The sequence below is a fragment of the Cochlodiniinecator piscidefendens genome, assembly GCF_011326755.1.
GTDB lineage: Bacteria > Pseudomonadota > Alphaproteobacteria > Rhodobacterales > Rhodobacteraceae > Cochlodiniinecator > Cochlodiniinecator piscidefendens.
On the sequence record NZ_JAAOIE010000002.1, the window covers coordinates 397,030 to 410,765 of the forward strand.

Consider the following 13,736-nt stretch of genomic DNA (forward strand, 5'->3'; position numbering starts at 1 on the left):
ATTCAGACAAACAAGGGCGCAATTCATGTCACGTATCCTGATCACCTCCGCCATTCCCTATATCAACGGGATTAAGCATTTGGGCAACTTAGTCGGCAGCCAGCTGCCAGCAGACTTATTTGCGCGCTACATGCGGGCCCGCGGGAATGAGGTGATGTTTATATGCGCCACTGACGAACATGGTACGCCAGCGGAACTGGCCGCCGCCAAAGCAGGCAAACCTGTCGATGAATTTTGCGCGGAAATGCATAAAGTTCAAGCAGACATCGCTCAGGGCTTCCGCCTGAGCTTTGATCACTTTGGCCGTTCATCCAGCCCCCAAAACCAAAAGCTAACTCAGTATTTCGCAGGTAAGCTGGCCGAAAATGGCTTCATCAAAGAAGTGGTTGAAGAACAGGTTTATTCCCCCACGGACGGGCGTTTTCTGCCGGATCGTTACATTGAAGGCACCTGCCCGAACTGTGGCTATGACAGTGCCCGTGGCGATCAATGTGACAATTGCACAAAGCAACTTAACCCAACCGACCTGATCAACCCTTACTCAACAGAAAGCGGCGCGACAGATCTGGAAGTGCGCGAAACAAAGCACCTGCACTTACGTCAATCCGCACTGAAAGACGAGCTCGACGCGTGGATCAACAGTAAGACTGACTGGCCTGTGCTGACGACCTCAATCGCAAAGAAGTGGCTGCATGATGGCGATGGCCTGCAAGATCGCGGCATCACGCGCGATCTGAAGTGGGGAGTTCCGGTCAAAAAGGGAACCGAGGATTGGCCGGGCATGGAAGGCAAGGTTTTCTATGTGTGGTTTGATGCCCCTATCGAATATATCGCCGCCACCAAAGAGCTGACCGATGCTCGCGGTGAAGACGATACCGCATGGCAAAGTTGGTGGCGTGAAGACAAAGGTGCTAAGGATGTCACATATTACCAGTTTATGGGTAAGGACAACGTTCCGTTTCACACGCTCAGCTTCCCAGCCACCATCAAAGGGGCCAATCAGAATTCCGATGAAAAATGGAAGCTGGTCGACTACATTAAATCGTTCAACTATCTGAACTATGACGGTGGGCAGTTCTCGACCTCGCGCGGGCGCGGCGTGTTTATGGATCAAGCGCTGGAAATTCTGCCGTCGGATTACTGGCGCTGGTGGCTGTTGTCCCACGCTCCTGAAAGCTCTGACAGTGAATTCACTTGGGAGAACTTCCAAGCAGATGTGAACAAAGATCTCGCGGATGTGTTGGGGAATTTCGTTTCCCGGATCACCAAATTCTGCCGGTCAAAGTTCGGCGAAGAGGTGCCAGCGGGCGGCATTTATGGCGAAGCCGAGCAATCATTGATTGCCGAACTCACCAAACGTATCCGCGCCTATGAAACACACATGCAAGCGATGGAAGTTCGCAAATCTGCATCTGAATTGCGCGCAATTTGGGTCGCGGGAAATGAATACCTGCAAAGTGCTGCACCTTGGTCAACATTCAAAACCGACCCAGAGGCTGCCGCGGCGCAGGTTAGAATCGCTCTCAATCTTATTCGCCTCTACGCTGTACTATCCGCCCCGTTTATCCCAGACGCCTCCTCTAGCCTGATGGAAGCTATGAAAACCGGTGACACATCGTGGCCTGATGATGTCGAAGCGGCATTGAATGCCCTGCCAGCGGGCCATGCCTTTAGCGTGCCTGAGGTGCTATTTGCGAAAATCTCAGATGAGAATCGCGAGGAGTGGCAAGAGCGTTTCGCCGGAGTTCGCGACTAACCCGCTGATTTTCATGCCTACAACATGTGAAACTTTTCGGGCGGCCCATTGGGTCGCCCTTTGTGATTCAGCAATACCACAATGCAAATCACCTCAGCTTTAAGAATTGATAAAAATATATCTGATTAAAAAACTCAGGATTGACTCTCCCGACTCTTTTTGTCAGATATAGATCATATTCTAGCCACCCTCTCAGGGGAGCCCGATTTCAACTGAAGGATGATCAATGACCCCGCAAGACCCGTCCACCGATGATGCATTACCGCCTCTGACCTTTGAACAGGACAGGATCGAGGTGATGTTGCCATGGTTGGACTGTGATTGCACGGCACTGCCAAGTCTTGAGGTCCTTCTTGATCGCAGACCGACTGAAAGGCCTCTGACATGATTATAACCCGCCCTGCCCTTAGTGTGACCTCTGAAACTCGCCCCGTAAATGCGCTGCCCGTTCATAACGCAGAAGCACTGACACAAGGCGGCAATCAGGCGTTCATTCAGCTCAATGATCAAACTTACACCCTACGGATCACGAAGCTCGGCAAATTGATTCTAACCAAATAACCCAACCAAAAAGAGATAATACCATGACCCGATTTTTGATGGCAGCAAGTGCGCTTGCCCTAAGCACAGCAGCAGCTCACGCCACCGACAAAACCGACGTTTTGAATAATTACGCTGATATCGCCCAAGCGGGCTACGAAGACAGCCTGACGACAGCTGTAGCGCTGCGCGAAGCGGTTCAAGCATTGGTCGCCAGCCCATCTGACGAAACGCTCGAAGCCGCACGTAATGCATGGCTCGCAGCACGCGCACCTTACCAACAGACCGAAGTTTTCCGGTTCGGCAACGCGATTGTTGATGATTGGGAAGGCAAAGTGAACGCTTGGCCATTGGATGAAGGTCTTATCGACTACGTTGATCAATCCTATGGCGGTCCAAGCGACGAAAACGAATTGGCGGCGCTCAACGTTATCGCAACTCCTTCGTTTGAACTGTCTGGTGCGTCTATCGATGCAAGCGCCATTACTCCGGAATTTCTAGCTGAGACTCTGCACGAAGCAGACGGCGTAGAAGCCAACGTCGCAACCGGCTACCATGCGATTGAATTTTTGCTTTGGGGTCAAGATTTGAACGGCCACGACGCAGGTGCAGGCGAACGTGCTGCAACTGATTATGCGGCTGGCGATGATTGTACTGGTGGCAATTGTGACCGCCGTGGCGAATACCTGACAGCTGCAACAGACCTATTGATTTCTGACCTCGAATGGATGGTGTCACAATGGGGTGACCACGGCGAAGCCCGTATGACCCTGCTTGGTGATGAAACAGCAGGCCTGACAGCAATGCTAACCGGCATGGGCAGCCTTTCTTATGGTGAACAAGCTGGTGAACGCATGCGCCTTGGTCTGTTGCTAAATGATCCAGAAGAAGAGCATGATTGCTTCTCTGACAACACTCACAACAGCCACTACTACGATGGTTTGGGTGTGCAAAACGTCTATCTCGGCTCTTACACTCGCGTAGATGGTTCAACTATAACCGGTGCCTCACTGGTTGATCTTGTGGCTGAATCAGATGCCGCGCTGAGCGCAGAACTTGCCGGCAAACTCGAAGTCACCATGTCAGCCCTCGGCGCGCTGAAAGCAGCCGCAGATGGCGGTTTTGCTTATGACCAAATGCTTGAGCGCGGCAATGCCGAAGGCGAAGCACTGATCATGGGTGGCGTCAACGGTTTGATCGACCAAACATCTTCAATCGAGCGTGCCGTTGCTGCGCTCGGTCTAAACGGGATCGCATTCGAGGGTTCAGATAGCCTCGATGCGCCGGAGGCTGTTTTCCAATAAGCTCTCCTTCCTCGCCCTGCGGGACGCGTCCCCCGCAGGGCACTTTTCAAAGAAGAATAAAATGACATACCGCATACCAGCTATCGGGCTTTGTGCCCTCATGCCAGTCGCCGCATTTGCCCAAGACCTCACTGATTTACACCTGAATACCATTGAGCGCACGCCCGAAGAAACGGCGCGCATCATGGCGGTGACGGCAGCTACTCAAGATTTTACACGAGCTGAACCATTCGAAACCCAATCCGCAGGTGCCGCCACCACGCGCGCGCGCAATACGGCCGACGCATTTTCCCAACCCTCAGAAAACATGCCATTCGCGGATGAACTTGATTTTCGCGTCGGCAACGGGTTGTTCCGTAAAATTTGGGTGTCTTCCCCGTCTTCAACTCTGGCCACCGACGGGTTAGGCCCGATTTACAATGCGCGGTCATGTCAACGCTGCCACCTCAAAGATGGCCGCGGGCACCCCCCCGAAAGCGCCGAGGATTCCCCCGTTTCAATGTTTTTTCGTATTTCGATCCCCGGATCAGAAAGCGACGGCATTGCGGAAATCGAAGATTACCTCGCGACTTTACCCGACCCGAACTATGGCACTCAGCTACAGGATTTTGCAGTTCTGGGTCACCCCGCCGAATACCGTATGGATATAACATACGACGAAATTGAAATTGCATTATCCGATGGTGAAACCGCCAGTTTACGTAATCCTACGTATCGCGCCGCCGATCTGGGCTATGGCCCATTGCATCCTGACGCGATGCTATCCCCACGCATTGCGCCACAGATGATTGGCCTTGGGTTATTAGAAGCCATTCCTGCGGCAGATATCTTAGCCAATGCTGATCCTGATGATCTAGACGGCGATGGCATTTCGGGCCGCGCCAATATCGTTTGGTCCGTTGAATACGACACCCCGATGCTGGGTCGTTTTGGATTAAAAGCCGGCGCGCCCACTGTCGCGCAGCAATCAGCGGGCGCTTTCGCAGGTGACATCGGCATTTCCAATCCTTTGTTCAACACCCCATGGGGGGAATGTACCGAACTGCAAACCGAATGCAGATCAGCCCCTCACGGAGATGACGCAGGCCAAAACGGGTTTGAAATTGATGCCGAGGGTTTAGATCTAGTAACTTTTTACAGCCAAAACCTCGCGGTTCCGGCACGGCGCGACGTAGAAGACCCCGAAGTTCTGCACGGAAAAGACGTGTTTTACAGCACTGGATGTGCGTCCTGCCATACACCTAAATTTGTAACGGCGCGCCTTGAGGATCAACCAGAGCAAAGCTTTCAGCTGATTTGGCCCTATAGTGATATGTTGCTGCATGACATGGGCGAAGGATTGGCAGATAACCGCCCTGAAGCCCGCGCAACAGGCCAAGAATGGCGCACTCCACCGCTTTGGGGGATTGGGTTAACTGAGCAAGTCAGCAATCACACCTATTTTCTGCATGATGGGCGTGCCCGTAATTTGTTAGAAGCTGTGTTATGGCACGGCGGCGAAGCACAGGCTGCACGCGATACCGTTGTTGAAATGCCCAGCGAAGACCGCGCAGCGCTCATTCGTTTCTTGGAGTCCCTATAATGCGCCATTTTCTTACCCCTTTCTTAATGTCCCTGACGGTCGGGACCGCGTACGCAGGACCTGTTGAAAATGCTGCTATCTTGGACGAAATCATTCGTCCTGGCTTTGCCCAACTCACAAATCAAACCACAGCATTGGCCACAGTTGCATCCCATACCTGTGCCCCTCAAAGCAAAGAGTTGCGCGATGCATACGGAACAGCATTTGACGCTTGGATCGAATTGTCTCATTTTCGATTTGGCCCGACAGAAGCCGAAAACCGGGCCTTCGCGCTTAGTTTTTGGCCAGATCCGCGCAATGCAATTCCGCGTACTCTAAACGCATTGATCACAGCGCAAGACCCTTCGGTTCAATCCCCCGACGAATTCAGCGAAAATTCTATCGCTGCCCGCGGCTTTTATGCGTTAGAGTTTTTGCTTTATGATGACGCATTTTTAGCGATTGAAGATCGAGGGTACGTTTGCAGCCTCATTCAGGCGATCACCGCAGACATGGCCGTCATCAGCGGCGAAATTTCCCAAGATTGGGACAACCGTTATGCCGTTCTGATGCTTAACCCTAGCAACGCGACCTACCCGGACGAAGACTCGGTGACCCGCGAGCTCTACAAAGCGCTTGGTGTTGGGCTTGAATTGCTTACGGAAGCCCGGCTGGCACGACCGCTGGGTACGTTTGAACGCCCGCGCCCTGCCCGCGCAGAAGCGCGTCGCTCTGAACGATCTGTTCGGCATATCGAAATTTCCCTGACCGCCCTGCGTGCATTGGCAGCACAGTTGTCTGCACCCGATGCGGAGTTATCACAGCGCAGCGCCGATGCTTTCGATCGGGCAATTGACCTCGCGCAGCGTGTTGACGACCCCGATTTTTCAGAGATCAGAGACCCGGCCCAGCGAATCAAGGTCGAAGCACTGCAACAAGCTGTACAACGCATACGTACGGAAATTTATCCAGATCTCGGAGCATTACTAGACGTTTCCGCAGGGTTTAACGCCCTTGATGGGGATTAAGTTTTGCGCGGTAGACGGCATTTTTTAACATCCCTTTTTGCGACGACAATCGTACCGAAGGTTGGCTGGGCTGCTGTTGGCAGCCCGGCCTACTTATCCGCCGGTCGTGATCGCACCGGCGTTTTTTTCCTCTCAGGGCTAACTGAAAATGCAGAGATCACATTCTCTGTTCCTTTGCCTGCCCGTGGGCATGCCGCCGCCGCGCATCCATTTCTGGCCGAGGCTGTGGGTTTTGCCCGGCGTCCCGGCTTATTTGCCGTTGTGATTGATTGCTCAACTGGCGCAGTGCTTGCGACATTAGCACCGCCTGAAGGACGCCATTTTTACGGGCATGGTGCCTATTCTCAGGATGGGCAGTTTTTATTCACCACAGAAAATGATTTTGACGCCTCACGGGGGATTATTGGTGTTTGGGATGCCACACGAAATTACCGCCGGGTTGCTGAACTTTCATCAGGAGGCATTGGCCCCCACGAAATGCGACTGATGCCGGGTGGAGAAACCTTGGTTGTAGCCAATGGCGGCATTGCCACCCACCCAAAAACAGGACGGCAAAAGCTAAACCTTCCGACGATGCAACCAAACCTTACCTATCTGTCGCTCACAGGAGATATCTTAGAAACGGTTGAGCTCCCATCGGACTACCAACTCAATTCGATCCGTCATCTGGCCGTTTCACAAGATGGAACAGTTGCTTTTGGTATGCAGTGGCAGGGCGATCGCGGCGCGGCCCCGGAATTGCTTGGTGTTCATCGCGCTGAGGGGAATGTCCGACTGTTCCAAGGCGACGAAATCAACCATCAACGTATGCAAGGCTATGTGGGCAGCGTAAGCTTTGATCACACCCAACAGCGCATTGGCGTTACATCGCCACGCGGGGGATTGGTGCAGGCTTTCGACCTGGAAAATGGCGGCGACCTAGGTGTTTTCGACGATGCAGATGTATGCGGGTTAAGCGCCAATCAACAGGGTTTCATCGCAACCAATGGGAATGGACAGATCACTCGGCTAACGGATTTGCGTCCATTAGAGCGCATTCAACACGCGGTCCAATGGGACAATCACCTCGTCCAGCTCACTGACGCACACGCGATGCCAAAAACGCGGTCGTTTTAACCCCTCAGAAACACTTCCCGCTTGACTCGCCTTGGTGTTTTGGGTGAGGGAGAGGCGTTACTGGTTCCGAGTACACCCAAGCTCGGATTAAAAGGGAACACGGTAAGGTGTAGCCAAAAGGCGCTAAACCCGTGACTGCCCCCGCAACTGTAGGCGGTGAGTGCGGCTGATATGCCACTGGACATCTGTTCGGGAAGGCCAGCTAGTGCAAAGACCCGCGAGTCAGGAGACCTGCCGTGACAGGCCAAGGGCGACCTTGGTGAATTCAACCGGACGCCGGGGTGTGCGTCTGGCATGGATTGCGGCCTGTCCTCTTTCCTAGCCAATACCCCGTTGTTCTTTTTCTGCCTTGGCAGCGCATTTAACGCGACCAAGGCTCCTGAAGGAGACGACGCAAATGATGTTGCGTAATATACTACTTGCAGGCGCAGCCGCGCTGACTTTGCCAACCGCTTCGCTGGCACATTTTCAACTCGCCTATACTGAAGAATCCCAGATTGCTCAGTCCGGTGAAGTACCAATGAGCCTCGTGTTCTGGCATCCCTTTGAGGCAGGCCACGTCATGGATATGACACAGCCTTTGGATTTTTATGCGATCCACCGCGGCGAACGTATCGACCTGAATGGCACGCTCACCGAAACCACATTCACCAGCGACAGCAACACTGGTGTTGCATTTGACGCAAGCGTTCCAGTGCGTCGTTCTGGTGACTATGTGGTTGTTGTAGAACCCGCGCCTTATTACGAGGAAAGCGAAGATATCTACATTCAGCAGATCACCAAAACCTATCTGAACCGCAATGAGCTGCCAACAGATTGGTCAGAGCCTCAGGGGCTTGTGACTGAAATCTTGCCGCTCAATAAACCCTACAATATTGCAGTTGGTTCTACGTTCACAGGTCAGGTTCTAGCTGAAGGGCAACCTGTTGCCGGCGCAGAAATCGAAATCGAATTCATGGCAGCCACACCTAACATGGAAACACATGCAGCCAATGAGGCAACCGCTTCACCGCTTCCGGGTGGCGCTATTGTTGCGATTTCAGATTCTGATGGCTACTTCACATTTGGTATCCCGCGTGCAGGGCTCTGGGGATTTGCCGCCCTCGGTTCCGGACCACAGACAGAATTTGAAGGCAAAGAATTGTCACAAGATGCGGTCATCTGGATCCGCGCTTATGACATCGAGTAAAGGACACCCAATATGCATATCGTAGATGGTGCATTGTCCAATCCCGTGGTGGTCACCGGCGCAGTTCTTGCTGTCGGTGGCGTCGCCTACGGATTAAAAAAACTCCCGATGGAAAAGATCCCCGCTGCGGGTGTTTTGTCGGCAGCATTTTTTGTGGCGTCCCTCATTCATGTTCCGATCGGACCATCCTCTGTTCATTTGATTATGAACGGCTTGGCCGGGTTGATTTTAGGTTGGGCCGCATTCCCGGCCCTGTTTGTAGGGCTATTGTTACAAGCCGCTTTTTTCGGATTTGGTGGTGTTACCGTTCTTGGTATTAACACCGTCAATATCGCGCTACCCGCTGTGCTGGCTTACTTGGTCTGCATCAAAGGCGTGCGTTCATCTAACTTGACAACCGCAACAGTCTGGGGCGGTGTCTGTGGCGCTCTTTCGATTGCGCTGACAACTTTGTTTGTAGCGATTTCTCTCGCTATGACTGGCGAAGAATTTATTCCAGCCGCCAAATTCGTATTTTTCGCCCATATTCCAGTTCTGGTGATCGAAGGACTATTGTCCGCTGTTGCGGTCTATTTCTTGCGGTTGGTCAAACCAGAAGTTTTGGGCGCTTTTGAGGAGGTCAAACGATGATCCGTTCTCTTTTACTTTCTGCAATCCTACTCGCTCCGCTGCCTGCATTTGCGCATAAAATTATTGCCGATGTTTTCCCTGCAGGCACCGAAATCGAAGGGGAACTTGGGTTCTCCAACGGTGATATGGCCGTCGATCAATTGGTTGAGATCTTCGACGAAGCGGGCAACAAACTGGGCGAAGCTACAACTGATGCCGATGGTTTTTTCACCTTCACCCCGACAGAACCAATTACCCATATTTTCCGTGCTAATATGGGTGCAGGTCATGTCGCAGAAATGACTATGGATGCGGCAGACGTTGCCCCGATCACTGGGCGCGAAGCGGCAGTCAGCGAAACAACAACAGCTGCGGCAGCTGAAGACGTAGCAGTCGAAGCAAGTGCCAATACCACAGTCATCGCCGCGCTTTCGGATGAAGAACGCGACGCAATCGCTGCAGCAGTACGTGATGAAATGCGCCCGTTGCGCCGTGCGATCACGGCCTATCAGGAAAAGAAAGACTTCCAACAAATCCTAGGCGGAATGGGATATATCGTTGGCCTGTTTGGCTTTGGCTTTTTCATAGCCGCGCGCCGCAAACTGGCCGAAGCTGAAGGAAAAAGCTGATGGTTCTAGCGCTTTCGGGGGCCGCACAGACATTGGATTCAACCGGGCGTGCAACCACGCTTGGCCTCCTAGGACGTATCGACCCGAGAGCGCGTCTCATCGCGACGCTACTGTTTGCGTGTGTTGTTGTCGCGAGCCATTGGATCCCTACGCTTTTGATTGCGTTAGCGGCCTCCTGTACGGCAATGGTTTTTGCCCAACTTCCGATCGCCTCTACGCTAAAGCGCATGGCTGCGATGGACAGTTTTATCATCTTCATTCTGATATTGCTGCCTTTCACAATGCCCGGCGAAGCAATGTTTACCGTTTTTGGTTTTCCTGCGAGTTGGGAAGGCCTTTGGCGTGCCGTTGAAATCGGCTTAAAAGCCAATGCTGTTGTTCTTATGCTGATGGCCCTTGTTGGTACGATGGAGGCCGTGACGCTTGGCCATGCTTTGCACCACCTCAAGGTCCCTGAGCGTCTCGTACATCTGCTGCTATTCACTGTGCGCTACATCGAAGTTCTCTATGAGGAACATGTTCGACTGAAGCAGGCTATGAAAGCCCGTGGTTTTAAGGCCCGCAATTCCCTGCATACCTATCGCAGTTACGGATATCTTCTGGGCATGATGCTTGTGCGCGCGATGGAACGCTCAGAACGCATTCTGGACGCAATGAAATGCCGGGGTTTTACTGGCCGCATTCCGTTGTTAGGCCGTTACGAATACACAAAGCGCGATACGGTATTTGCGGCCCTTATGGGCGCATTGCTGATGATCCTGATCGGGACGGAGATTTACCATGCTGTTTGAGCTAAACGATATCCACTTTGGTTACATGGGCCGCCCCGGTATTCTTAAGGGCGCAGGCTTCACGCTAGATGATGGTGAACGCTTATGTATTACCGGTCATAACGGCGCCGGGAAATCGACGTTTCTGCGTATCATGGTGGGTCTGTTGAAACCCGACAGTGGCACCGTCACTGCATTTGGCAAACCCCGCCGTGAAGAGGCTGATTTTGTGGAAGTCCGCCGCCACGCTGGTCTTGTGTTTCAAGATGCAGATGATCAGCTGTTTTGTCCGACCGTTGCTGAAGACATTGCATTTGGCCCACTGAACCTCGGCCAAAGCCGCGAAGAAGCCATGGCGCAGGTTGATAGTGTGTTGACGATGCTCGATCTGATGTACCTGCGCAATCGTATTACGCATAAATTGTCTGGTGGGGAAAAGCGCCTCGTTACTCTGGCGTCAGTCTTGGCCATGTCACCGCAGGTCTTGCTGCTCGATGAACCAACAAATGCGCTTGATGAGGAAAACGAGGCGCGGTTAATCGAAATTCTGCAAACCCTGCCGCAAGCGATGGTGGTGGTCAGCCACGACCCCCATTTCCGCCGCAAAATCGCGACCCGCAGTTTAAAACTACAAGACGGATTATTAGTCGCGCCTGAGCCAAGTTGTCGGCACGCCGAAGCCGCAGAATAATCCAAGCGAACATTAAATGAAAAAGGCCAGAGCAAATGCTCTGGCCTTTTTGTTTGCAATATATCCGCCTTAAGAGCGAAGCTTTGCACCCTTTGGATCAAATGGTGCTTCGGCCAACACTTTGGCTTTGTGCGGTTTGCCAAGGATATACACATGTACAGTGTCGCCCGGTTCCGCCGTTCCAACATTCACAAAGCCAAGCGCAAGCGACTTTCCAACAGAATACCCATACGCACCGGATGTCACACGCCCAACAGAGGTGCCATCAAGAGCAAAGATAGGTTCGCCACCGGTTGCATCTGCGTCATGCGTGATCTCTTCGATCTCAAACACCGACAGGCGTTCGCGTGGCGCATTGTCTTTGACCGCCAGATAAGCGTCTTTGTGAAGGAAGTTTTTGTCGAGTTTGACAAGACGTTCCAGCGCGACCTCTTGAGGCCAATATTCAGGTGAATATTCACGCCCCCAGCTGCCGTAGCCTTTTTCAATCCGAAGCGAGCCAAGCGCACGACCACCCACAGGGCCACCGTCCATTTCACGCGCAGCGTTCACAAGTGCTGTGTAGAGCTGCACTTGATCGCTTTCCGCGCAATGGAGTTCCCAACCCAAATCACCAGTAAAGGAAACACGGATCGCCAAACATTCAACACCGCCAACCTCAATGATTTTTGAGCGCATAAAGCGGAACGCTTCGTGGCTGAGATCGGTGTTGGTCATGCGTTGCAGCATATCCCGCGCCTTTGGCCCCGCGACGTTAAAGCCCGCGATGCGATCTGTTGCGACGTCAAATGTGGTGCCTTCGGGCAGTTCAACCATGTTGAAGAAACGCTGGTGATAGCGTTCAGCCATACCAGAACCAACCATCATGTATTCGTCATCTGCAACTTTGGTGATTGTGAAGTCACCCGCGACACCGCCGCGCACACCGATCAAAGGTGTAAGGCAAGACCGGCCAACTTCGGTCGGAACATTGTTCGCAACAAGCGCATCCAACCAAGCGTGGGCGCCTGCCCCTTTGACCACGTAGTTCGCGAAATTCGAAATATCGATCACACCGACATTATCGCGTAGCATTTTGACTTCGCGTCCAACGGGTTCAAACCAGTTTTGGCGGGTAAATCCGATGGTTTCTTCGGTCCCTTTTTCATCAGCAAACCATAGCGGATGTTCCCAACCACAGTTCAAGCCAAAGACGCCACCCAAATCTTTTTGCATTTCATAAGCTGGGCGCACACGTGCAGGACGACCCGCTGAACGCTCTTCGTTCGGGAAGTGAATTGCGAAACGGTGTGTGTACTGGTCCTGTACGCGGGCTTTGGTGAATTTCTTATCCGCCCAATCGCCAAAGCGTGCGAGATCCCAAGCGAACATATCGTATTGCGGTTCGCCCTCGATGATCCACTGCGCGGACATCAGACCCAAACCACCGGATTGGCTAAAGCCCGGAATAATCCCGGTGCAGCAGAAGTAGTTTTTCAATTCCGGTACAGTGCCAAACAGTGCGTTTGAATCTGGGGACCAAATCATCGGGCCATTGATTACGCGCTTAACGCCAGCGGTTGCCGCTGCAGGCACACGATCCATCGCACGCATCACGTTTTCCATGATCCGATCAAGGTCATCAGCGAAAAGTTCGTGACCGAAACCTTGAGGTGTGCCCTCTTCTGCCCAGAATTTCATGTCCTTTTCATAAGCACCAATCAGAAGACCGTTGCCCTCTTGGCGGAAATAATATTCGCCATCACGATCCGCAATTGACGGCAGGCGGCGACCCATGTTCGCAACTTCGTCAATGGTTTCGGTAACGAAATACTGGTGCTCAGTTGGTTGCAATGGCAGCTCAATACCCGCCATTTTAGCAACTTCGCGCCCCCAAAGACCGCCAGCGTTCACAACCCATTGCGTGTGAATATCGCCTTTTTCTGTGCGTACAATCCATGACCCGTCGGGTTGTTGGTCGGTACCGATAACCGGGCAGAACCGTTCGATCGTTGCACCCATTTGACGCGCACCAGCCGCATAGGCCTGTGTCACACCAGAAGGGTCAACATTCCCGCCATCGGGTTCGTACATAATGCAACGCACATCGTCGAAATTGGCCAACGGGTGCAGCTCTTTTGCTTGCTCGTGGCTGACTTCGTGGAAATTCAAACCGTAAAAGCGGCCTTTGGCCTCTTGAAGGCGCAACTGATGTTCGCGTGCTTCGGTTTGTGCAAGGTACAATGATCCCGGTTGGAAAACACCGCAGCCTTGGCTGGTTTCTTTTTCCAACTCTTTATAGAGGTTCATCGTGTAGTGCTGAATGCGTGTGATGTTGTTGTTGTCGTGCAAACCGTGAATGTTTGCAGCTGCGTGCCATGTTGACCCGGAGGTCAATTCATCGCGTTCCAACAAGACAACATCAGTCCAGCCGAGTTTAGCCAGGTGATAGAGAATGGAGCAGCCAACAAGTCCGCCCCCAATGACAACAGCCTGTGCGTGGGTCTTCATGATCAAGGTCCTTTGTTCCTTGCGAGAGTTCGGGACTCAAACTGACGCAAGAA

At 52.7% G+C, this 13,736-nt stretch carries 13 protein-coding genes and 1 riboswitch; of the genes, 12 read left to right on the forward strand and 1 reads right to left on the reverse strand.

The window, feature by feature from the left end:
• Nucleotides 1–25 precede the first annotated feature (25 nt).
• The 12 genes from metG (at nucleotide 26) to G9C99_RS06700 (ending at nucleotide 11,193) form a co-directional block, all read left to right on the forward strand.
• Nucleotides 26–1,756 carry a methionine--tRNA ligase gene (metG, locus tag G9C99_RS06645; RefSeq protein WP_166416667.1) on the forward strand — a complete coding sequence of 577 codons (1,731 nt, stop codon included), beginning with the start codon at nucleotides 26–28 and terminating at the stop codon, nucleotides 1,754–1,756.
• A 226-nt stretch (nucleotides 1,757–1,982) separates the two neighbouring features.
• The gene (locus G9C99_RS06650; RefSeq protein WP_166416668.1) at nucleotides 1,983–2,144 is read left to right on the forward strand and encodes a hypothetical protein; all 162 of its coding nucleotides are present in this window, start codon (nucleotides 1,983–1,985) and stop codon (nucleotides 2,142–2,144) included.
• Nucleotides 2,141–2,317: a hemin uptake protein HemP gene (gene hemP / locus G9C99_RS06655; RefSeq protein ID WP_166416669.1), complete on the forward strand. Its 177-nt coding sequence runs from the start codon at nucleotides 2,141–2,143 to the stop codon at nucleotides 2,315–2,317. The genes G9C99_RS06650 and hemP overlap by 4 nt, the downstream gene beginning before the upstream one ends.
• A gap of 23 nt (nucleotides 2,318–2,340) precedes the next feature.
• Nucleotides 2,341–3,600 carry an imelysin family protein gene (locus G9C99_RS06660; RefSeq protein WP_166416670.1) on the forward strand — a complete coding sequence of 420 codons (1,260 nt, stop codon included), beginning with the start codon at nucleotides 2,341–2,343 and terminating at the stop codon, nucleotides 3,598–3,600.
• 61 nt (nucleotides 3,601–3,661) lie between these two features.
• Nucleotides 3,662–5,182 (forward strand): di-heme oxidoreductase family protein, encoded by a 1,521-nt coding sequence (locus G9C99_RS06665; RefSeq protein WP_205859831.1) that lies wholly within the window; start codon nucleotides 3,662–3,664, stop codon nucleotides 5,180–5,182.
• Nucleotides 5,182–6,189, forward strand: a complete 1,008-nt coding sequence (locus tag G9C99_RS06670) for an imelysin family protein (RefSeq protein ID WP_231704001.1) — start codon at nucleotides 5,182–5,184, stop codon at nucleotides 6,187–6,189. The genes G9C99_RS06665 and G9C99_RS06670 overlap by 1 nt, the downstream gene beginning before the upstream one ends.
• Before the next feature lie 3 nt (nucleotides 6,190–6,192).
• Entirely contained in the window at nucleotides 6,193–7,305 is a 1,113-nt protein-coding gene (locus tag G9C99_RS06675; protein ID WP_166416671.1) for a DUF1513 domain-containing protein, read from the forward strand.
• 44 nt (nucleotides 7,306–7,349) lie between these two features.
• Nucleotides 7,350–7,558: riboswitch (cobalamin riboswitch) on the forward strand.
• Between the two features lie 144 nt (nucleotides 7,559–7,702).
• Entirely contained in the window at nucleotides 7,703–8,494 is a 792-nt protein-coding gene (locus G9C99_RS06680; RefSeq protein WP_407926006.1) for a DUF4198 domain-containing protein, read from the forward strand.
• A gap of 12 nt (nucleotides 8,495–8,506) precedes the next feature.
• Entirely contained in the window at nucleotides 8,507–9,124 is a 618-nt protein-coding gene (gene cbiM / locus G9C99_RS06685) for a cobalt transporter CbiM (protein WP_166416672.1), read from the forward strand.
• Entirely contained in the window at nucleotides 9,121–9,732 is a 612-nt protein-coding gene (locus tag G9C99_RS06690) for a cobalt ABC transporter permease (protein ID WP_166416673.1), read from the forward strand. The genes cbiM and G9C99_RS06690 overlap by 4 nt, the downstream gene beginning before the upstream one ends.
• The gene (gene cbiQ / locus G9C99_RS06695) at nucleotides 9,732–10,523 is read left to right on the forward strand and encodes a cobalt ECF transporter T component CbiQ (RefSeq protein ID WP_166416674.1); all 792 of its coding nucleotides are present in this window, start codon (nucleotides 9,732–9,734) and stop codon (nucleotides 10,521–10,523) included. Before G9C99_RS06690 ends, cbiQ begins: the two co-directional genes overlap by 1 nt.
• Nucleotides 10,513–11,193, forward strand: a complete 681-nt coding sequence (locus tag G9C99_RS06700) for an energy-coupling factor ABC transporter ATP-binding protein (protein ID WP_166416675.1) — start codon at nucleotides 10,513–10,515, stop codon at nucleotides 11,191–11,193. The genes cbiQ and G9C99_RS06700 overlap by 11 nt, the downstream gene beginning before the upstream one ends.
• A gap of 69 nt (nucleotides 11,194–11,262) precedes the next feature.
• Here G9C99_RS06700 and G9C99_RS06705 read toward each other — a convergent pair whose 3' ends face one another.
• Nucleotides 11,263–13,683 carry a GcvT family protein gene (locus G9C99_RS06705; protein ID WP_166416676.1) on the reverse strand — a complete coding sequence of 807 codons (2,421 nt, stop codon included), beginning with the start codon at nucleotides 13,681–13,683 and terminating at the stop codon, nucleotides 11,263–11,265.
• Nucleotides 13,684–13,736 lie beyond the last annotated feature (53 nt).

What these genes read in the sequence shown, in the direction of transcription:
- metG (WP_166416667.1), top strand. Translation starts at nt 26, where the DNA reads ATGTCACGTATCCTGATCACCTCCGCCATTCCCTATATCAACGGGATT.
- G9C99_RS06650 (WP_166416668.1), top strand. Translation starts at nt 1,983, where the DNA reads ATGACCCCGCAAGACCCGTCCACCGATGATGCATTACCGCCTCTGACC.
- hemP (WP_166416669.1), top strand. Translation starts at nt 2,141, where the DNA reads ATGATTATAACCCGCCCTGCCCTTAGTGTGACCTCTGAAACTCGCCCC.
- G9C99_RS06660 (WP_166416670.1), top strand. Translation starts at nt 2,341, where the DNA reads ATGACCCGATTTTTGATGGCAGCAAGTGCGCTTGCCCTAAGCACAGCA.
- G9C99_RS06665 (WP_205859831.1), top strand. Translation starts at nt 3,662, where the DNA reads ATGACATACCGCATACCAGCTATCGGGCTTTGTGCCCTCATGCCAGTC.
- G9C99_RS06670 (WP_231704001.1), top strand. Translation starts at nt 5,182, where the DNA reads ATGCGCCATTTTCTTACCCCTTTCTTAATGTCCCTGACGGTCGGGACC.
- G9C99_RS06680 (WP_407926006.1), top strand. Translation starts at nt 7,703, where the DNA reads ATGATGTTGCGTAATATACTACTTGCAGGCGCAGCCGCGCTGACTTTG.
- cbiM (WP_166416672.1), top strand. Translation starts at nt 8,507, where the DNA reads ATGCATATCGTAGATGGTGCATTGTCCAATCCCGTGGTGGTCACCGGC.
- G9C99_RS06690 (WP_166416673.1), top strand. Translation starts at nt 9,121, where the DNA reads ATGATCCGTTCTCTTTTACTTTCTGCAATCCTACTCGCTCCGCTGCCT.
- cbiQ (WP_166416674.1), top strand. Translation starts at nt 9,732, where the DNA reads ATGGTTCTAGCGCTTTCGGGGGCCGCACAGACATTGGATTCAACCGGG.
- G9C99_RS06700 (WP_166416675.1), top strand. Translation starts at nt 10,513, where the DNA reads ATGCTGTTTGAGCTAAACGATATCCACTTTGGTTACATGGGCCGCCCC.
- G9C99_RS06705 (WP_166416676.1), bottom strand. Translation starts at nt 13,683, where the DNA reads ATGAAGACCCACGCACAGGCTGTTGTCATTGGGGGCGGACTTGTTGGC.